Below are 19,658 nucleotides of genomic sequence, written 5' to 3'. Positions count from 1 at the left end.
GCGATATCTTTTGCCGCACTGCGCTTTACGATCTTCGTCATCCTCGGGCTTGTCCCGAGGATCTAACCACGCCGACGATATCAAGCCATTGCAGATCCTCGGCACAAGGCCGAGGATGACGGCGGAGGTGGTTGCAAGATCGCAACAAAAAGGGCGCCACATGGGCGCCCTCCGCATTCAAGACTGCTGCTGTTTTTCATCAATGCAGCGTCTGGTCGCTGCTCTTTTTCTTCTTCTTGGCGTTTCGCGAGACCATGTTGAGGATCTCGACCAGCGCCGAAAATGCCATGGCGGCATAGATGTAGCCCTTCGGCACGTGCACGCCAAAACCTTCGGCAATCAGCGTCGCGCCGATCATCAGCAGGAAGCCCAGAGCCAGCATGACGATGGTCGGGTTCTTTTCGATGAAGTTGGCGAGCGGGTTTGCGGCCAGAAGCATGACGGTGACGGCCGCGACGACGGCGACGATCATGATCGGCAGGTGCGGGGTCATGCCGACAGCGGTGATGATACTGTCGATCGAAAACACCAGGTCGAGGATGAGGATCTGGGTGATGGCGGCAGCAAAGGTGATCTGCACCACCTTTTCGCCGGCACCGACCATGTCATCCTTATGGTCGATCGGATCGACGCTGTGGTGGATTTCCTTGGTTGCCTTGTAGAGCAGGAACAGGCCGCCGGCGATCAGGATCATGTCCTTCCACGAGAAGGGATGGCCAAACACTTCGAAGACCGGATTGGTAAGCTGAACGATCCAGGCAACGGTGCCGAGCAGGCCGAGACGCATGACCAACGCAAGGCCGATACCGATCTTGCGGGCCTTGTCACGGTGCTCCGGCGGCAGCTTGTTGGTCAGGATCGAGATGAAGATGAGGTTGTCGATGCCGAGCACCACCTCCATGACGACAAGGGTGACGAGCGCGACCCAGGCTGTGGGATCCTGGATGAGCAGCATGATGTCTTGCATGGGGCGGTTTTCTCCTGAAACATCGCGACGTGTTGGACAAGGTATATTGTCGCCAGTTTCAGTGAAACAAGCGCACGTCTGGGGTATACGTGCGCCGCATGACTATTATTCCGCAGGAGAGTTGGTTTTTTTCTGCCCGTAGGCCGCCATGAAGACATGAATGGCGCCGCGGATGACGCGCTCTATCTCTTCACGCGGCGGTGCCTCCGGCATAGTGCCGAACAGGCGGAACTTGAAAAAGCTGCCGCTGGCGAGATCGAGAAACTGTCCGGAAGCAAGCTCGATATCGTCGATCTCAAGCGAGCCGGCCTCTACATGCAGGGTCAAAAAGTCCTTCAGCACGGTGCGTAGGTTCTGCGGGCCGCGGAAAAAGCGGGCACAGAGATCCGGCATGCGTTCGCGCACGCCAAGCACGGTGCGCATGGCATTGACGATCTTTTCGTCGGTCAGGTGTTCGAGAAATTTGATGCCGAATTCCCGCAGGCCCGTTTCGACATTCTCGTTGTCTTTCAACACGGTGCGCAGTGCTGCCAGGAAGGCGGCGCGCTCGCGTTCCACCATCGCGATGAACAGATCTTCCTTGTTGTCAAAATAGACGTAGATCGTGCCTTTCGACACACCGGCCTCGCGGGTGATGTCGTTCATGCTGGCGGCATCGAAACCTTTCTGCATGAACACGCGTTTAGCACCGTCGACGATCTGCTCGCGTTTTGCCGGGTCCGCGCCGGCGGCAAAACGGCCTGCGGGCGCAGAGGTCTCGGTAACCGGCAATGTCTTCGAACTATCCATTTTACCTTTTTTCATCATTTCGAACCGATCGGTTCGATTGGCCCTTGATATGTGTTTTGCAAAGTTCTAAGTCAAGCCCGATTAAACCGATCGGTTCGATTGGTGCCCCGCTCTCCCTATGTAGATGGTCGATACCATGAACGCATCTCAAAATTCCGGCGCTAAGCGCGCCGTAAAGCTCGAAGCTGTCGAAGACGACAAGGCCGAAGCCCGCACGGAGGCCCCGGCCAACGCGCCGACTGCCCCGACGGCGACGGCTGCGGCAACTGCCGAGCAGAAAGCCGAGCCGAAGAAAAAGAAGCGTGGGGTGGTTCTGCCCATCGTGGTGCTGGCGCTTCTCGCCGGTGGTGCATGGTATGGTTATGAATGGTGGACGACCGGCCGTTTCATGGTGTCCACCGACGACGCCTATATCGAAGGCGACATTGCCACGATCACACCGAAGGTCACCGCCTTCGTGTCGAAGGTCAATGTGGTTGCCAACCAGCAGGTTAAGGCCGGCGACACGCTTGTTACGCTCGACAACGGCGATTACCAGAACGCGCTCGATCAGGCCAATGCCGCCATCGAAACGCAAAAATTGTCGCTGACACGCATCGATGCGCAGATCGCTGCCGGCAATGCCAGCGTCGAGCAGGCTGAGGCCCAGCAGGTTGCCTTGCAGGCGGCCGTGCGTGGTGCCGAAATCACCCAGAAGCGTCAGGCCGAGTTGCAGGCGAAGTCGGCCGGCACCGCCGCCGATCTCGACAGCGCCAATATCGCGCTCGATCAGGCCAAGGCCAATCTCGTGGGTGGTCAGGCCAGCATTGCCAGCGCTCAGGCCAATATCAAGATCCTCGACGCCCAGAAGCGCGAAGCCGAAGGCCAGATCCGCGGTCTCGAACTTCAGCGTGACAAGGCAGCCCGCGATCTGTCCTTCACCATCCTGAAGGCGCCGTATGACGGTGTCGTCGGCAACCGTTCGGTTCAGGAAGGCGATCTCGTTTCCTCAGGTCAGCGGCTGATGGCGCTGGTGCCGACGCGTCAGCTTTATATCGACGCCAATTTCAAGGAAACGCAGATCCAGCATCTGGAACCGGGTGCACACGTGAAGGTGCATGTCGACGCCTATAGCGACGATGCGATCACCGGCACGGTGCAGTCCATCTCGCCGGCTTCCGGTTCGGTCTTCTCGCTGCTGCCGCCGGAAAACGCCACAGGCAACTTTACCAAGATCATCCAGCGCGTGCCGGTGCGTATCGCCCTGCCGCAGGACGCACTGGATAGCGGTCGTCTGCGCGCCGGTCTGAGCGTCGTCGTCGATGTCGACACGCGCACGGCACCGAAAAACTAACCCGGCTCGGATCTAACGGCCCGTTGAGGGCGGAGGTGGTCCCCATGGCTGGGAGCGCAACGACAACTGCAGGATCGATGCCCGCCACTTCGGTGGCGGATGCCCCCATGGACCGGAGAAAGCTGATCGCTTTCTTCGCCATGGTGCTCGGCATGTTCATGTCGATCCTCGATATCCAGATCGTTTCGGCATCGCTGTCGGAAATCCAGGCCGGCCTCTCCGCCGGTTCGGACGAGATCGGCTGGGTGCAGACATCCTACCTGATCGCCGAAGTGATCATGATCCCGCTGTCGGGCACGCTCGCACGCATCGTGTCGACACGGTATCTCTTTGCCTTCTCGGCTGCCGGTTTTACCATCGCCAGCGCGCTCTGCGCCACGGCGTCGAATATCGACCAGATGATCGTCTACCGCGCCATTCAGGGCTTTATCGGTGGCGGCATGATCCCGTCGGTGTTTGCTGCGGCCTTCACCATCTTTCCGCCGTCGAAACGCGCCATCGTCTCGCCGATCATCGGTCTGATCGCGACGCTCGCGCCGACCATCGGCCCGACCGTCGGGGGGTATCTTTCGCACGCGTTTTCGTGGCACTGGCTGTTTCTGGTCAACATCATTCCGGGCATCATTGTCGCCGTCGTCACATGGAAGTTCATCGATTTCGACAAGCCTGAACTGTCGCTGTTCAAGAAGTTCGACTGGTGGGGTTTGGCCGCCATGGGCGTCTTCCTCGGCGGGCTTGAATATGTGCTGGAAGAGGGCAATTCCAACGACTGGTTCAACGACCACATGATCGTCATCGGCGCGATTGCGTCGGCTGCCGGCTGTGTCGTGTTTTTCTACCGCGCCTTTACCTCGGAATTCCCGGTGGTGGATCTGACCGCCTTTGCCAATCGAAACTTCGCCTTCGGTTCGATCTTCTCCTTCGTCATGGGCATCGGACTTTACGGTCTGACCTATATCTATCCGGTCTATCTCGGCCGTATTCGCGGTTATGACAGTCTGATGATCGGAGAGACGATGTTCGTCTCGGGTCTGGCGATGTTCTTCACTGCGCCGATTGCGGGCAAGCTTTCGACGGTCATGGACCTGCGGGCGATGATGGTGTTGGGCTTCATCAGCTTTGCCGCCGGCACTTACATCATGACCGGCATCACCGCCGACTGGGATTTTTATGAGCTGTTCATTCCGCAGATCCTGCGCGGTTTCGGCCTGATGATGTGCATGGTGCCGATCAACAATATCGCGCTCGGCACGCTGCCGCCCGCCCGTATCCGCGGTGCCTCCGGCCTGTTCAACCTGACCCGTAACCTCGGCGGCGCCGTTGGTTTGGCGATCATCAGCACGCTTTTGTCCAACCGTCAGGACGTGCATTACGAACGGCTGCGCGAAAACCTCGATTGGGGCAATCAGGCAGCCGTCAGCCAGCTCAACAACATGGCCGCAAACCTCAATACCTATGGGCTTGATGGGACGACCGGCGCCATCAAACAGATGGTGCAGCTTGCCACCAAACAGGCCGTGGTGATGTCGTTCAGCGATGTCTTCATGATCCTCACCGTACTGTTCGGCATGATGATTTTGGGTGTTGCCGCAATCTCCAAGCCTGCCCCGCAAGGTGGCGGAGGCGGTGGCGGCGGCCACTGATTTTTCAAGGAATCCACCGCGCCACTCGGGGTCGCTGCCTTAAGCAGCGGCCCCGTTTTGCTGTTGAGCGGCACGAGTTGCGACAAAAATCTGATTTACGTACCTCAGCTTTTTCGCTACCACACGGGCGGAGGAGTGCGCATGAAGCCGACGGTCCATGACATCGCCAGAAGTGCCGGCGTCAGCCTTGCCACCGTTGACCGTGTGCTCAATGCCCGGCCGGGTGTGCGCGAAGGCACGCGAGTGCGGGTCGAGGAAGCGATTGCGTCTCTTGGTTATGTGCGCGATGTCGCTGCCGCAAATCTCGCGAAGAGCCGCGTTTACCCGTTTGTCTTCATTCTGCCGGTCAACGAAAACCCTTTCATGCTCGGTCTGCGCCGCGAGGTGGAGGAGGCGATCGCCCGCTCCGGGACCGAGCGCACGCGGATCGAGGTGATCGACGTGCCGGCGCTGGAAAGTGCGGCTCTCGTAGCAGCGCTGGACAAGGTCGCCGCCGGTGATGCGGCTGGTGTCGCTTTCGTGGCTGTCGATGCGCCTGACGTGCGCGAGGCAGCAGGCCGTGTGGCGGCTGCTGGCATTCCGATGGTGACGCTTGTCTCCGATCTCAGCCAATCGCCGCGCGATCATTATGCCGGTATCGACAATATCGCCGCCGGGCGCACTGCCGCCACTTTGATGGGGCGTTTTCTGGGCTCGAGGCAAGGCAAGATTGTGCCGCTGGCCGGTTCGCTGATGGTGCGCGATCACCGCGAACGTCTCGATGGGTTTGCCGAGGTGATGCGCCAGAATTTTCCGCACTTGGCATTGCTGCCCGCCGTTGAGGGCCGGGATGATCCGGAGTTGGTGGAAACGCTGATCGGCGATGTGCTGCGTCAGCATCCCGACATCTGTGGCATCTACAGTCTGGGTGCTGGTAATCGCGGTCTTTTGCCGGTGCTGGAGGCAAAACCGCTTTCGCCTGCGCCGGTGGTGATCCTGCACGAGTTGACGGGGCTAAGCAGCGCCGCATTGGTGGATGGCACGATTGATGCCGTGCTCAATCAGGATGCCGGGCATGAGGTGCGCAGCGCCATCCGTGTCTTGAAGGCGAAGGCGGATGGCCTACCTGTCATCGCCGCGCAGGAACGTATTCGCATAGACATTTTCTTGAAGGACAACCTGCCCTGAAGGCGGCGGGAGGAAAGGAAACAGCATGTATCTCGGTCTCGATCTCGGCACGTCCGGCGTAAAGGCGCTGCTTATCGACGGCGATCAGAAGATCATCGGTTCGGCCAATGGTTTGCTCGATGTGTCGCGTCCGCATCCCGGCTGGTCGGAACAGGACCCGGAACACTGGGTGCGCGCCACAGAGGAGGCGGTTGCCGGGCTGAAAGCAAAATTCCCGAAGGAATTGTCGGCGGTGAAGGGCATCGGCCTTTCCGGCCAGATGCATGGCGCGACGCTGCTGGATGCCGATGACAAGGTCCTGCGCCCCTGCATCCTGTGGAATGATACGCGTTCGCACAAGGAAGCAGCCGCTCTCGACGCCAATCCGATTTTCCGCAAGCTGACCGGCAATATCGTGTTCCCCGGCTTCACCGCGCCAAAACTGGCATGGGTGAAGAACAACGAACCCGACATCTTTGCGAAGGTAGCCAAGGTACTGCTGCCCAAGGACTTTTTGCGTCTTTGGCTGACCGGTGAGCACATTTCCGAAATGTCGGATTCTGCCGGGACATCTTGGCTCGACACGGGCGCTCGCAAATGGTCGGCCGAGCTTCTGGCGGCCACCGATCTTTCCGAAAAACAGATGCCCTCGCTGGTGGAAGGCACGGATCAGGCCGGAAAACTGCGCGGCGAGCTGCTTGCCGAATGGGGCATGGCCGACGACGTGGTCGTTGCCGGCGGGGCAGGGGACAATGCGGCCTCGGCCATCGGCATGGGTACCGTGTCGCACGGCTCCGCCTTCGTGTCGCTCGGCACGTCGGGCGTGCTGTTTGCCGCCACCGACAGTTATCTGCCGAAGCCGGAAAGCGCCGTGCATGCCTTCTGCCATGCGCTGCCAAAGACATGGCACCAGATGGGCGTCATCCTGTCTGCCACCGATGCGCTCAACTGGCATTCAAAGGTGAGCGGCAAGCCCGCTGCCGATCTAGTGGCCGAGCTTGGCGACACGCTGAAAGCACCGTCCGGCGTCACCTTCCTGCCGTATCTTTCCGGCGAGCGCACGCCGCACAACGATGCTGTCATTCGCGGTGCCTTCCTCGGGCTGGAGCATGAATCCAGCCGTTCGGTGCTGACGCAAGCCGTGCTGGAAGGCGTGACCTTCGCCATCCGCGACAATCTCGAAGCGCTGAAATCGGCCGGTACGCAGATCGAACGCGTGACTGCCATCGGTGGCGGTTCGCGCTCGCGCTATTGGCTGGCGTCGATTGCCACATCACTCGGCGTGCCGGTGGATATTCCGGCGGACGGCGATTTCGGTGCGGCTTTCGGTGCCGCGCGTCTCGGCCTGATTGCCGCGACCGGTGCTGATCCGGTTGCGGTCTGCACCGCGCCGAAAACGGAAACCACGATCGATCCGGTTGCCGGCCTGAGCGAAGGTTATGAGGCAGCTTACGCCCGTTATCGCGCCGCTTATCCGGCCATTCGTGCGCTGGCCAGCTGATTTTTAGGGAGCTATTCCCCGTGGCGGTGAGTGAAAACATCTCATCGCCCAAACACCTCAAAACCGAAGATCGCTGCCTCGCGGCGATTTTTATCTTGCAATGAGGTACGTACGTCATATTCTGATTTACGTACCTCAAATTTATGCGTAATCATCAAAATCATCTTTTCAGGGAGGAGACCCATATGAAAACCGGCTTTTTCGGCGATATCCAGAAGATCAAATATGAAGGCCCGGACAGCACCAATCCGCTGGCCTACCGTTTCTACAATCCCGACGAGATCGTCGCCGGCAAGCGGCTGGAGGACCATCTTCGCTTTGCCGTTGCCTATTGGCATTCGTTTGCCTGGGAAGGCAGCGACCCGTTCGGTGGCCGCACGTTTGATCGCCCGTGGTATGACGGCGAGATGGAGAAGGCCAAGCTGAAGGCCGATGTCGCCTTCGAAATGTTCTCGCTGCTCGGCGCGCCCTATTATTGCTTCCACGATGCCGACGCACGCCCTGAAGGCAAGACGTTCGCGGAAGATAAAAAGAACCTGGAAGAGATCGTTGATTACTTTGCCCAGAAGCAGGAAGAGACCGGCGTAAAACTGCTGTGGGGCACGGCTAACCTGTTTTCCAACCGCCGTTTCATGTCGGGCGCATCCACCAATCCCGACCCGGACGTGTTTGCCTATTCGGCTGCCACCATCAAGACCTGCATGGACGCCACGCAAAAGCTGGGCGGCGAGAACTATGTTCTGTGGGGCGGTCGCGAGGGTTACGAAACCCTGCTCAACACGGACCTTTCCCGCGAGTTCGACCAGATGGCGCGCATGCTGCACATGGTGGTCGATTACAAACACAAGATCGGCTTCAAGGGCGCAATCCTCGTCGAGCCGAAACCGCAGGAACCGACCAAGCACCAGTACGATTACGACGTCGCTACAGTCTACGGCTTCCTGAAAAAGTACGGCCTCGAAAACGAGGTGAAGATGAACATCGAGCAGGGCCACGCCATTCTGGCCGGCCACACGTTCGAACACGAACTGGCACTCGCCAACGCCCACGGCATCTTTGGTTCGATCGATATGAACCGCAACGATTACCAGTCCGGCTGGGATACCGACCAGTTCCCCAACAACGTGCCGGAAATGGCGCTGGCCTATTATCAGGTTCTGCTCGCGGGCGGCTTCACCACCGGCGGCACCAATTTCGATAGCAAACTGCGCCGCCAGTCGATCAACCCGGAAGATCTGCTGATCGGCCATATCGGCGGCATGGATTCTTGCGCACGCGGTCTCAAGGCTGCGGCGAAGATGCTGGAGGATGGCGCGCTGTCGAAGCCGCTGGCCGACCGTTACGCCAAGTGGAATGACGCAGAAGCGCAAAAGATGCTGCGCGGCGATTATTCGCTGGAAGAAATCACCGCCAGGGTGGAGCGCGAAAACATCAATCCCGAGCCAAAGTCCGGCCGTCAGGAATTGTTGGAAAACGTCGTCAATCGTTACGTTTGATCGACATCTGAGAGACAAGGCAAAACGCATTTGCGGGCAGAGACGAAATTCGTTTCTGCCCGCAAATATTTGAAGTTCTTAACAGGCTGACCCGCGCCAGAAGCCCGACGCCTCCTAATGAGGGTCCGCCGCGCCGGGCTCTGGCTGCGATTTCAGTCAAATACAATTTATATTAGAATAAACTAATTCGTCAACGGTAATGCTCGTAAAGATTGTTGATAATCTGTCATCTTACGTGCTCACATTTGGTTGAGGCTTGATCGGCAATTCCTGCTTTACGTACCTCATAATCTTGGCTAGCCTCCACAATCAGGAGGACTATCAATGCATTCGACCGCTTGCGAGGAGGCTGGCGTTCGATCTGCGTTTCCATTCGAACGCGTATCGACGCACCTGAATTTTGTGGCTTGCTCATGAGCGTTTTTGCGCCCGAGGGAGTGAGCGATCATGCGGTGCCGCTGCTGCAAGGCGCGGGATTGTCGAAGACATTTGGTATTGTCGAGGTTCTGAAGGATATCGACCTGACCGTTCGGGCAGGAGAGGTTCACGCCATTATCGGCGAAAACGGTGCTGGCAAATCGACGCTCATGAAAATCCTTGCGGGCAACCATCAGCCGACCCGCGGCGAGTTGCGGATCGACGGTAAACCGGTCAGTTTTGCCGGCCCGGTGGATGCGGAAAACCACGGCATCGTGCTGGTGCATCAGGAAATTCTTCTCGCACCGGACCTGACGGTTGCCCAGAACATCTATCTCGGCCGCGAACTCGGCAAGGGTCTTGCGCTGGACGACCGGACTATGAACGAGGGAGCCGCAAAGGCGGTCCGCGATCTTGGCGGCGATCTCGATCCGAATGCCATTGTCTCGCGGCTTTCCATCGCGCAGCGGCAACTGGTGCAGATCGCCCGCGTGCTGCTGGTGCCACATCGCATCGTCATCTTCGATGAGCCGACCGCCTCGCTGACACCGCATGAAACCGAGGCGCTGTTAAAGGTCATTCGCGATATCCGCGCCAAGGGTGTCGGCATCCTCTACATTTCGCACCGGCTGCCGGAGGTGAAGGAGATCGCCGATCGCGTCACTGTATTGCGCGATGGCCGATTGGTCGCCTCACACGAAACATCCGAATTGCAGCCCGCCGATATGGCGCGGTTGATGGTCGGCCGGGATGTGGCAAAACTCTATCCCGATCGGCATACCGCCGAGGCGCGGGAGACCGTGTTGAATGTCGAAGATTTCGACGTGCCGGGTTATGCGCGCGGCGCAAGTTTTTCCCTGCGCAAGGGAGAAATCCTCGGCTTTGCCGGGCTGATCGGTGCCGGACGTACAGAATTGATGGAGGGGCTGGTGGGTCTTCGTCCGGGAAAAGGCAAAGTGACGTTTCGCGGTCATTCGGTAGCGTTCACCGACGTTCATTCCAGCCTGAAAGCCGGCGTCGCCTATCTGTCGGAAGACCGCAAGGGCAAGGGCCTGCTCTTGACCAAGGACCTGCGCACCAACCTGACGCTGGCATCGCTCGGAAAGTTCATTCGCGGCTTTCAGATCGATAGCAAGCGGGAAAGCGATGCTCTCGACAAGGCGATCGAGGATTTCGATATCCGCACGGCCACAAAAAATATCCTCGCGGGCCAGCTTTCCGGCGGCAACCAGCAAAAACTGCTGCTTGCAAAAATGATGCTGCTCGATCCACAGGTCGTCATCATCGATGAGCCGACGCGCGGCATCGATATCGGCAACAAGGAACAGATCTACAAGTTCATTGCCGGGCTGGCCGAAGAGGGGCGATCGATCATCGTCGTCTCCTCCGAAATGCCTGAGCTGATCGGCATCTGCGACCGCATCCATGTCATGCGCTCAGGGACGATCGTTGGTGAAGTGGAGGGGGAACGTATGACCGAAAACGAGATCGTGCAGCTGGCGACGGGTGTGAATGCAGGCGCGGGGGAGGCGGCATGAACGCGGTCGCAACGGACACCACCAAGGCGCCCAAAACGTCAAAAGACTGGGACATGGCGGCGATCGCGCCATTCGTGGCGCTGGCGCTGCTTCTGGTGCTGGGCTATTTCGCCAATCCGAATTTCGTCTCGCTCGCCAACCTCACCAATGTCATCACCCGTAGTGCCTTCATTGCCGTCATCGCGCTGGGTGCGACCTACGTCATCTCGTCCGGCGGGCTTGATCTGTCGGTCGGCTCGATGGTCGCCTTCGTGGCCAGCCTGATGATCCTGTTCATGAATTCCGGCGCGGTTGCCGATCCGATGCTGATGCTGATCGTGGCGATGTTGCTTGCCTTGATCCTCGGCGCCGCCTGCGGCCTCACCAATGGTTTGATCACCACGGTTGGCAAGATCGAACCTTTTATCGCCACGCTCGGCATGATGGGCATCTATCGCGGCCTGACGACGTGGCTGTCTCAGGGCGGATCGATCACCGTTCGCGACCGCGAACTGCAGCAGCTCTATCGCCCGGTCTATTTTGGCGATGTGTTTGGCGTTCCGATCCCGATCATCGTGATCTTCGTGACCGCCGCGATCGCCGCCTTCGTGCTATACCGCACCCGTTTTGGCCGGCATGTGATCGCGGTCGGTTCCAATGAGGAAGTGGCACGCTACTCCGGCATTTCGGTGCAAAAAGTGCGCACCATTGCCTATGTCATTCAGGGCCTGTGCGTCGCCGTTGCCGTCATCATCTATGTGCCGCGTCTGGGCTCGACTTCGGCAACCACCGGCATTCTGTGGGAATTGCAGGCGATTACTGCCGTCGTGGTCGGCGGCACCGCCTTGCGGGGTGGTGTGGGCCGCATCTGGGGCACGATCTGCGGGGCGTTCATTCTGGAAATCGTCGGCAATATCATGCTGCTTTCCAATTTCGTCAGCGAATATCTGATCGGCGCGATCCAGGGAGCGATCATCATCATCGCCATGCTGGTGCAGCGCACGCTGATGCGAAAATAACAGGTTTTACAGTTACGCCGGGCCATCTGGGGCGGGTCCGGTGGGGAGGAGAGACCCCGTTCATCTTGGGAGAGAGAACATGCGCAGAAGAACTTTTGGGATTGCCGCAGCGGCACTCGCTGCCACGGTCGCCATCGGCCCCGGCGTCAGCTGGGCGCAGGAAGCAAAAAAGGTAACGATCGGCGTGTCCATTCCGGCCGCCGACCATGGCTGGACGGCCGGCGTGGTGTTCCATGCCGAACGTGTCGCCAAACTTCTGATGGCCGAACACAAGGGCCTCAACGTCATCGTCAAGACTTCGGCGGATCCGGCAAGCCAGGCCAATGCCGTGCAGGATCTGGCCGTGCAGGGCATCGACGCGCTGGTCATCCTGCCGACCGATCCGGATCAGCTCGTTTCGGCCATCCAGCAGGTCAAGGATGACGGAAAATTCGTGGCGCTGGTCGACCGCGCGCCTTCCGTCAACGACAACACGATCCGCGATCTCTATGTGGCCGGCAACAACCCGGCGCTCGGTGAAGTCGCCGGTCAGTACATCGCCAAGACCACGCCGGACGCCGAAGTGGTGATCATTCGCGGTCTGCCGATCCCGATCGATCAGCAGCGTCAGGACGGCTTTGACAAGGGTATCGAAGGCTCGAAGGTCAAAATTCTGGATCGCCAGTACGGCAACTGGAGCCGCGACGACGCCTTTCGCGTCATGCAGGATTATCTCACCAAATATCCGAAGATCGACGTGGTCTGGTGCCAGGATGACGATATGGCCGTCGGTGTCATGGAAGCCATCAGCCAAGCCAACCGCACCGACATCAAATATGTCGTCGGCGGCGCCGGTTCGAAGGATATGATCAAGAAGGTCATGGATGGCGACAAGATGATGCCGGTCGACGTGCTGTATCCGCCGGCCATGGTGGCGACCGCCATGCAGCTCACCGCCGGCGGTTTCTACGATCAGGTGCCGGTCAGCGGCAATTACATCCTCGATGCTACGCTGGTGACCAAGGACAACGCCAAGGACTTCTATTTCCCTGACTCGCCATTCTGATTTGGCTTTTCCCGGGCGCGCACGGTTGTTTCCATGCGCGCCCGGTCCATGTTTTGAATTGTAAAAAAAGCGGAGGTATTTTCATGAAGACGATCAAGGGACCGGGCATCTTTCTCGGCCAGTTTGCAAGCGACGCGGCACCGTTCAATTCCTGGGACGGCATCACCAAATGGGCGGCCGACAAGGGTTATCTTGGCGTGCAGGTGCCGACCTGGGCGAGCCAGCTGATCGACCTGAAAAAGGCCTCGAACTCCAAGGATTATTGCGACGAACTGGCCGGTGTGGCCCGCCAGAACGGCGTCGAGATCACCGAGCTTTCCACCCATCTGCAGGGCCAGCTTGTGGCCGTACATCCGGCCTATGACGAAGTGTTCGACGGTTTTGCCGCACCGGAAGTGCGTGGCAATCCGAAAGCCCGGCAGGAATGGGCGGTCGAGCAGGTCAAGATGGGCATCAGCGCTTCAAGACATCTCGGCATCAAGGCACACGCGACCTTTTCGGGCGCGCTGGTCTGGCCTTATCTTTATCCGTTCCCGCAGCGTCCGGCCGGTCTGGTCGAAGCGGCCTTCGACGAATTGGCGAAACGTTGGACGCCGATCCTCAACCATGCCGATGAAAACGATGTCGACGTCTGCTACGAGATCCATCCGAGCGAAGACCTGCATGACGGCATCACCTTCGAGATGTTCCTGGAGCGCGTCAAAAACCATCCGCGCGCCAACATGCTCTACGATCCGTCGCATTACGTGCTGCAATGCCTCGATTATCTCGACAACATCGACATCTACAAGGATCGGATAAAAATGTTCCACGTCAAGGACGCGGAATTCAATCCGACCGGACGGCAGGGCGTTTACGGCGGTTTCCAGAGCTGGGTAAACCGTGCCGGACGTTTCCGCTCGCCGGGTGATGGTCAGGTCGATTTCGGTTCGATCTTTTCCAAGATGGCCGCCAACGATTTTGACGGCTGGGCCGTGGTCGAGTGGGAATGCGCGCTGAAACATCCGGAAGACGGCGCGCGGGAAGGGGCGGAGTTCGTCAAGGCGCACATTATTCGCGTCACCGAACACGCGTTCGACGATTTTGCGGGTGCCGGCACGGATGAAGCGGCCAATCGGCGCATGCTGGGGCTGTGATTGGCGCAGGTGGCTGCCCCTCACCCTAACCCTCTCCCCGCAGGCGGGGAGAGGGGACGTGCCACGCTCGACATTGTGGATGGACGGAAAGGGTGCCGTTAGGGGCCTTCTCCCGTTTTTTACGGGGAGAAGGTGCCGGCAGGCGGATGAGGGGCAACTGCTCCACAGACATTTCAAGGAGATATTTCATGGCAATCGAAGGCAAACAGGAAGCGGCAAGGGAGCGGCGTATCCGTCTCGGCATGGTGGGCGGAGGTTCGGGTGCGTTTATCGGTGCGGTGCATCGCATGGCGGCACGGCTGGATGACCGGTTCGATCTGATATCAGGCGCGCTGTCGTCGACGCCGGAAAAATCGGCGGCGTCCGGCCGCGAACTGGGGCTCGACCCGGCCCGCACCTATGGGTCCTACAAGGACATGGCGATCCGCGAGGCGCGGCTGAAGGATGGCATCGAGGCGGTGTCGATCGTCACGCCCAACCATGTGCATTTCGAAGCCGCGCGCGAGTTTCTGAAGCGCGGCATCCATGTCATCTGCGACAAGCCGCTGACCTCCAATCTGGCGGACGCCAAAAAGCTGAAGAAGCTGGCGGATGAAAGCGATGCGCTTTTTATCCTCACCCACAATTACACCGGTTATCCGATGGTGCGGCAGGCGCGCGAAATGATCGCCAATGGCGATCTCGGCAAGCTGCGTGTGGTGAATGTGGAATATGCGCAGGACTGGCTGACGGAAGCGGCCGAACAGACGGGCGCCAAGCAGGCCGTCTGGCGCACCGATCCGGCGCAGTCGGGCGCCGGTGGCTCGACCGGCGACATCGGCACGCATGCCTATAACCTTGCATCCTTCGTCACCGGCCTGACGCTGGAAAGCCTCGCCGCCGATCTCGACAGTTTTGTGCCGGGCCGCAGGCTGGATGACAATGCCCATGTGATGCTGCGGTTTGCTGAAGGCGCAAAGGGCATGTTGTGGTGCAGCCAGGTGGCGCCGGGCAATGAAAACGGCCTGAAACTGCGCGTTTATGGCGAAAAGGGCGGGCTGGAATGGTCCCAGGAAAACCCGAACCTCTTGTGGTATACGCCGTTCGGTGAGCCGAAGCGGCTGATCACCCGCAATGGTGCTGGTGCCGGTGCTGCTGCGGCGCGTGTGTCGCGTATTCCCGGCGGTCATCCGGAAGGGTATCTCGAAGCCTTTGCGACGATCTATTCGGAAGCGGCTCTGGCCATCAACGCCAAGAAGAACGGCACCAAGCTGGACAAGGCGGTCATCTATCCGACCGTCGATGACGGCGTGAAGGGTGTTGCCTTCGTCGAGGCCTGCGTGGCGTCTTCGAAAAAGAACGGCGCCTGGGTAAAACTCTGATCCGTTTTGACGGGCGGCAGACCTCTGCTGCCGTCCGCCTTGTTTTGGTCGCTGTCCGCCGGTAAAAACGGGCAGTCAGCAGTACCAACAGGATGTGTGCCGCAATGGATTTCATCTCGATCGCAACGCCGCTTTGCCTTGCAATCCAGGGAAATCATATAGATGCCTGCCTCCATAATCCTGTCCAATCTTTCGTGGTCCACGCCTGACGGCCGCCCGCTTTTTCCCAATCTCGATCTGAGTTTCGGCCCTGAACGGGCAGGGCTTGTCGGCCGCAATGGCGTCGGCAAGACGACGATCCTGAAACTTGTCGCCGGAGACATTCAGCCGCAGACGGGCTCGGTTTCCGTGCAGGGCCGGATCGGCATGATGCGGCAGAGCGTGCAGGTCGATGACGGCGCGACGGTTGCCGATCTTTTTGGCGTCACGACCGAGCTTGCGCTTCTCGGCAAGGCGGTTGCAGGTGACGCCACCGTCGAGGAAATCGCAACCATCGACTGGCTGCTTGAAGAAAGGATCGCTGCAGCCCTGTCCGACGTCGGCCTCGATGCCGGACCGGAGACGCGTCTTGCCGCACTTTCCGGCGGGCAGCGCACGCGTGCGGGGCTCGGCTCGCTGGTCTTTCAAGAACCGGATTTCCTCCTGCTGGACGAACCAACCAACAATCTCGACCGGGATGGGCGCATCGCCGTCATCGATCTTCTTTCACGCTGGAAGGCGGGGGCGATCGTCGTCAGTCATGACCGTGAACTGCTCGACTGTATGGATGCGATTGTCGAACTGACGACGGTCAGTGCCCGGCGTTATGGCGGCAACTGGAGCCGGTTTCAGGAGCGCAAGCAATTGGAACTCGCAGCTGCCGAACACGATCTGGCGGATGCGGAAAAGACATTCGACGAGATTGCCCGGACCGCCCAGGTGCAGGTGGAGCGCAAGGCACGCAGGGATGGCGCCGGCAAACGCAAGGCAGACCGGGGCGACATGCCGCGGATTTCTGCGGGCGGGCTGAAAATGCAGAGCGAGGGCACCAGCGGCGAAAACGCGAGGCTGGCGGCAAGGCAAAAGCAGCAGGCGTCGGCCGCGATTGTGGAGGCCAGACAACGGATCGAGATATTGCAGCCGTTGTCAGTGCACATTCCTCCGACCAGATTGCCGGCGACCAAGGTCGTGTTGCGGGTCGATCATCTGAGCGTCGGTTATGGCGATCGCCCACCTGTTTTGTCGGATATATCGTTTGATCTGGTCGGGCCGGAACGGGTCGCGGTAATCGGCGCCAGCGGTTCGGGCAAGACGACGCTGATCCGCGCGATCACGGGTGCCGTCGCACCATCGCAGGGCACGGTTCGTGTGTTCACGGATTATGCGCTGCTCGACCAGGCCGTCAGCATGTTGAAGGCGGATGAAACGATCCGGGACAATTTTCGCCGTCTCAACCCGGAGGCCGATGACAATGCGGGCAGGGCCGCCTTGGCCCGCTTCATGTTCCGCGCCGACGCGGCATTGCAGCCGGTTTCAACGCTGAGCGGTGGTCAATTGCTGAGGGCGGGGCTTGCCTGCGTGTTGGGAGGAACGCGACCGCCACCGTTGCTGATCCTCGATGAGCCGACCAATCATCTGGATCTCGATTCGATCGCGATGGTTGAGCAGGGGCTTGCCGCCTATGATGGTGCTCTACTCGTCATCAGCCATGACGAAGCGTTTTTCCGTGCGACCGGCATCACGCGCCGACTGGAATTGCCGATGCGACGGAAAGGCTGAGGTTTTACCGGAACATCGAGCCCAGCCGCAGGATCAGCTTTCGGTCGAACATGTGCGGCTGGTCATACATCCAGGTCAGCGCGTCTGCCGTCGTCCACGCCTTCTTGTAGGGGCGCACGCTGGTCAGTGCATCGAAGACGTCGCAGACGGTGCAGATGCGCACGACCGGGATGATCTGCTCGTCCTTGAGGCCAAGCGGATAACCGCTGCCGTCAAGCGCTTCATGGTGCAGGCGGCAGACATCGAGGATGAGTTCGGAAACGCCGCCCAGATCCTTCATGTGGCGATAGCCGATTTCCGGGTGGCTGCGGATCATCCGCCATTCGACGGCATTCAGCTTGCCGGGCTTGTTGAGGATGGCATTGGGAATGAGCAGCTTGCCGATATCGTGCAGGATGCCGGCGCGACCGATCTCGTCGACCATCTCGTCATCATATTCGAGCAGAACGGCCATCTGCGCCATCAGGCCGGCGACGACGACCGAATGCAGATAGGTCGCCTTGTGCTTCGCCTTGAGGCGGGTCATTTCCACGAAAAGTTCCGGCGCGTTTTCGACACCGCGGCGGGCTGCGATGGCAGCCTCGGTAATGTGCGTCATGTCGATATTGCCGTCGACCATGGCTTCGAGGCCCTGGCGCATGGCATCCATCGCGCCTTCAAGGGCAGCGCTGGTTTCCAGCCGCATCGGCTCGCTCAAGGGGGCGGGCTTGAAATAACCGGCAGGGGCGCGCTCCAGAAGCGCTGCGACATCCACACGGCTTTTCTGCTGGCTGACAAGCACGTCAACGGCGGAGGACAGGAGGATGGATTTCAGATCCTCCTCGGATTCGAGCATGAACCGCCGACGCGGAAATTCGGCACTGGGGCATTCGACGGCCTCAATATAAAGGCCGGCCTGAACAAGATTTTTGGGGAAACGAAGTATCACGCCAATCATTCCTCGAATTACGAGGTGATTTGGCCATCAAGACTATAAATAAATTACTTAAATAGGCGGTCACATTTTTATGGTGTGCCGAAAGAGGGTATTTTTCTCCTTTTTGTGATCGAGTTCATTACAATTGATCAGTTTTTATTCGCGTAAATGTTTGATTTCGAATTGCTAATTAAATTTATGGTTTGTTTTTGAACATGTTCAAATGCGACTGTAAAGAGCCCCAAATCATGGTCCCGCCCCGCCATTTTTACACGGCGGGGCAGGGTGGTTATCAATGTTTGGGAAGGTCGCGGATGGCCTTGACGTCGGCAGCCGAAACGGCCGGCGCCTTGTTGGTCCAGCCTTCACGCAGGAAGGTGGCAAGCGCTGCGACTTCTTCGTCCGACAGACGGTTGTCGTAACCCTGCATGCGCACCTTCATTGGGCGGTCGGCCGTGGACGGCAGTTCCGCACCGTGCAGGATGACGCTGATCAGCCCCTTCGGCGATTTGGCTGTCACAAGCGAGTTGTCGTCGAGTTCCGGGAAGATCTCCGCGGCACCCTTGCCGTTCACGAGGTGGCAGCCACCGCAATTGTCGAGATAAAGGCGGGGGCCGAGCGGCATGTCCGCCTTGGCTTCCGTCAGCATCTTTTCCGTCTCGGTGACGACAGGTTCTGCCGGAGCAGTCGCTGCTTTCTCGCCACCTGTACCGATCTTCTTGAGGTAGGCGGCAATCGCCATATTATCCTCTTTGGTCAGGTACTGCAGCGAGTCACGCACGACGAGCATCATTTCGCCGGTTGCCGTGGAGTGAGCGTTACGAGCAGTCGCGAGATAGGCTGCTGTTTGCTCGGTCGTCCACTTCTGCGGGCCGCTTTCCGGACCACGCAGGTCAGGGGCGGTGTAACCGTCGATCTCGCCGCCGGTCAGGAAGGCCTTCGACGTGTCGTCGATGCCGTCCTGTGCCATGAACAGATTGCGCGGGCTGTGGCAGGCGGCGCAGTGGCCTGCACCTTCAACCAGATATTTGCCGCGGTTGAACTGTTCATCCTGGCCCTGCGTGGGCTTGAAGCCGGGTTCGTAATTGGCAGCCAGCCAGTTCCAGGCTCTGAGACCGAAACGCAGATTGAACGGGAAGGCAAGTTTGGTTTCCTCGACCTTGTTGGAGACCGGCTCCACCTCGTTCATGAAGTAGTCGTAGAGGGCAACAATGTCCTCCTCCGACATCTTGCGGTAGTTCTCATACGGCATGGCCGGATAGAGATGTGTGCCGTTCGGGGTCACGCCATCGTAAAGGGCCGCGCGAAAATCGTCGAGCGACCAGTTGCCGATGCCGGTTTCCTTGTCGGGCGTGATGTTGGTGGTCCAGATCGCGCCCATCGGGCTCTGGATTGCACGGCCGCCGGCAAAAGGCTTGCCGCCTTCATTGGTGTGGCAGGCGAGACAGTCGCCGGCGCGCATGACGTATTCACCCTGGCCCTTGGCTGGCTTGAAATCGGCTGCCAGCTGGGTGGCCGGGCCGGTGCGCTGCACCGGCACGAAGATGAAGGCGAGGAGGGCGATGATGCCGAGAACGACGAGTACGCCGAGAACGCGAACGAGTTTTTTCATCG

General features: G+C 59.4%; 15 protein-coding genes. 11 read left to right on the top strand and 4 right to left on the bottom strand.

The window, feature by feature from the left end; all coding sequences use genetic code 11:
• Positions 1-199: 199 nt before the first annotated feature.
• Both GAO09_RS22575 and GAO09_RS22570 read right to left on the bottom strand, forming a co-directional pair.
• Positions 200-967, bottom strand: a complete 768-nt coding sequence (locus tag GAO09_RS22575; protein WP_153357953.1) for a TerC family protein — start codon at positions 965-967, stop codon at positions 200-202.
• A gap of 105 nt (positions 968-1,072) precedes the next feature.
• Positions 1,073-1,756: a TetR/AcrR family transcriptional regulator gene (locus tag GAO09_RS22570; protein WP_153357950.1), complete on the bottom strand. Its 684-nt coding sequence runs from the start codon at positions 1,754-1,756 to the stop codon at positions 1,073-1,075.
• 136 nt (positions 1,757-1,892) lie between these two features.
• Between GAO09_RS22570 and GAO09_RS22565 the strand changes: the two genes are divergently transcribed.
• The 11 genes from GAO09_RS22565 (at position 1,893) to GAO09_RS22515 (ending at position 17,128) form a co-directional block, all read left to right on the top strand.
• Complete coding sequence (locus GAO09_RS22565) at positions 1,893-3,089, top strand: HlyD family secretion protein (protein ID WP_153357946.1); 1,197 nt, start codon at positions 1,893-1,895, stop codon at positions 3,087-3,089.
• Positions 3,090-3,133: 44 nt separating this feature from the next.
• Positions 3,134-4,732 (top strand): DHA2 family efflux MFS transporter permease subunit, encoded by a 1,599-nt coding sequence (locus tag GAO09_RS22560; RefSeq protein ID WP_153357943.1) that lies wholly within the window; start codon positions 3,134-3,136, stop codon positions 4,730-4,732.
• 141 nt (positions 4,733-4,873) lie between these two features.
• Positions 4,874-5,899, top strand: a complete 1,026-nt coding sequence (locus GAO09_RS22555; protein WP_153357940.1) for a LacI family DNA-binding transcriptional regulator — start codon at positions 4,874-4,876, stop codon at positions 5,897-5,899.
• Between the two features lie 25 nt (positions 5,900-5,924).
• Positions 5,925-7,379: a xylulokinase gene (xylB, locus tag GAO09_RS22550; RefSeq protein ID WP_153357937.1), complete on the top strand. Its 1,455-nt coding sequence runs from the start codon at positions 5,925-5,927 to the stop codon at positions 7,377-7,379.
• Positions 7,380-7,564: 185 nt separating this feature from the next.
• Positions 7,565-8,875, top strand: a complete 1,311-nt coding sequence (gene xylA, locus GAO09_RS22545) for a xylose isomerase (RefSeq protein ID WP_153357934.1) — start codon at positions 7,565-7,567, stop codon at positions 8,873-8,875.
• 413 nt (positions 8,876-9,288) lie between these two features.
• The gene (locus GAO09_RS22540; RefSeq protein ID WP_153357931.1) at positions 9,289-10,830 is read left to right on the top strand and encodes a sugar ABC transporter ATP-binding protein; all 1,542 of its coding nucleotides are present in this window, start codon (positions 9,289-9,291) and stop codon (positions 10,828-10,830) included.
• Positions 10,827-11,828, top strand: coding sequence for an ABC transporter permease (locus tag GAO09_RS22535; protein WP_153357928.1), 1,002 nt, complete (start codon positions 10,827-10,829; stop codon positions 11,826-11,828). The genes GAO09_RS22540 and GAO09_RS22535 overlap by 4 nt, the downstream gene beginning before the upstream one ends.
• Before the next feature lie 79 nt (positions 11,829-11,907).
• Positions 11,908-12,873: a substrate-binding domain-containing protein gene (locus GAO09_RS22530; protein WP_153357925.1), complete on the top strand. Its 966-nt coding sequence runs from the start codon at positions 11,908-11,910 to the stop codon at positions 12,871-12,873.
• A gap of 83 nt (positions 12,874-12,956) precedes the next feature.
• On the top strand, positions 12,957-14,009 hold the full coding sequence (locus GAO09_RS22525; RefSeq protein WP_153357922.1) for a sugar phosphate isomerase/epimerase family protein: 1,053 nt from the start codon (positions 12,957-12,959) through the stop codon (positions 14,007-14,009).
• 188 nt (positions 14,010-14,197) lie between these two features.
• Complete coding sequence (locus tag GAO09_RS22520; protein ID WP_153357919.1) at positions 14,198-15,370, top strand: Gfo/Idh/MocA family protein; 1,173 nt, start codon at positions 14,198-14,200, stop codon at positions 15,368-15,370.
• Positions 15,371-15,532: 162 nt separating this feature from the next.
• Entirely contained in the window at positions 15,533-17,128 is a 1,596-nt protein-coding gene (locus tag GAO09_RS22515) for an ABC-F family ATP-binding cassette domain-containing protein (protein WP_153357916.1), read from the top strand.
• A gap of 4 nt (positions 17,129-17,132) precedes the next feature.
• Here GAO09_RS22515 and GAO09_RS30380 read toward each other — a convergent pair whose 3' ends face one another.
• Together GAO09_RS30380 and GAO09_RS22505 are read right to left on the bottom strand one after the other, a co-directional pair.
• Complete coding sequence (locus GAO09_RS30380; protein ID WP_209018800.1) at positions 17,133-18,056, bottom strand: HD-GYP domain-containing protein; 924 nt, start codon at positions 18,054-18,056, stop codon at positions 17,133-17,135.
• A gap of 280 nt (positions 18,057-18,336) precedes the next feature.
• Complete coding sequence (locus tag GAO09_RS22505; protein WP_153357911.1) at positions 18,337-19,656, bottom strand: c-type cytochrome; 1,320 nt, start codon at positions 19,654-19,656, stop codon at positions 18,337-18,339.
• Positions 19,657-19,658 lie beyond the last annotated feature (2 nt).

Origin of the sequence: Endobacterium cereale, assembly GCF_009617585.1 — a bacterium.
Taxonomy (GTDB): Bacteria; Pseudomonadota; Alphaproteobacteria; order Rhizobiales; family Rhizobiaceae; genus Neorhizobium; species Neorhizobium cereale.
Note: the sequence above shows the minus strand (reverse complement) of the source record. Positions and strands in the feature narration are given on the sequence as shown.

Excerpts from the sequence above, each read along its gene's own strand:
- GAO09_RS22515 (WP_153357916.1), top strand. The coding sequence starts at position 15,533 with ATGCCTGCCTCCATAATCCTGTCCAATCTTTCGTGGTCCACGCCTGAC.
- GAO09_RS22560 (WP_153357943.1), top strand. The coding sequence starts at position 3,134 with ATGGCTGGGAGCGCAACGACAACTGCAGGATCGATGCCCGCCACTTCG.
- GAO09_RS22540 (WP_153357931.1), top strand. The coding sequence starts at position 9,289 with ATGAGCGTTTTTGCGCCCGAGGGAGTGAGCGATCATGCGGTGCCGCTG.
- GAO09_RS22520 (WP_153357919.1), top strand. The coding sequence starts at position 14,198 with ATGGCAATCGAAGGCAAACAGGAAGCGGCAAGGGAGCGGCGTATCCGT.
- xylB (WP_153357937.1), top strand. The coding sequence starts at position 5,925 with ATGTATCTCGGTCTCGATCTCGGCACGTCCGGCGTAAAGGCGCTGCTT.
- GAO09_RS22575 (WP_153357953.1), bottom strand. The coding sequence starts at position 967 with ATGCAAGACATCATGCTGCTCATCCAGGATCCCACAGCCTGGGTCGCG.
- GAO09_RS22505 (WP_153357911.1), bottom strand. The coding sequence starts at position 19,656 with ATGAAAAAACTCGTTCGCGTTCTCGGCGTACTCGTCGTTCTCGGCATC.
- GAO09_RS22535 (WP_153357928.1), top strand. The coding sequence starts at position 10,827 with ATGAACGCGGTCGCAACGGACACCACCAAGGCGCCCAAAACGTCAAAA.
- GAO09_RS22555 (WP_153357940.1), top strand. The coding sequence starts at position 4,874 with ATGAAGCCGACGGTCCATGACATCGCCAGAAGTGCCGGCGTCAGCCTT.
- xylA (WP_153357934.1), top strand. The coding sequence starts at position 7,565 with ATGAAAACCGGCTTTTTCGGCGATATCCAGAAGATCAAATATGAAGGC.
- GAO09_RS22565 (WP_153357946.1), top strand. The coding sequence starts at position 1,893 with ATGAACGCATCTCAAAATTCCGGCGCTAAGCGCGCCGTAAAGCTCGAA.
- GAO09_RS22525 (WP_153357922.1), top strand. The coding sequence starts at position 12,957 with ATGAAGACGATCAAGGGACCGGGCATCTTTCTCGGCCAGTTTGCAAGC.
- GAO09_RS22570 (WP_153357950.1), bottom strand. The coding sequence starts at position 1,756 with ATGGATAGTTCGAAGACATTGCCGGTTACCGAGACCTCTGCGCCCGCA.
- GAO09_RS22530 (WP_153357925.1), top strand. The coding sequence starts at position 11,908 with ATGCGCAGAAGAACTTTTGGGATTGCCGCAGCGGCACTCGCTGCCACG.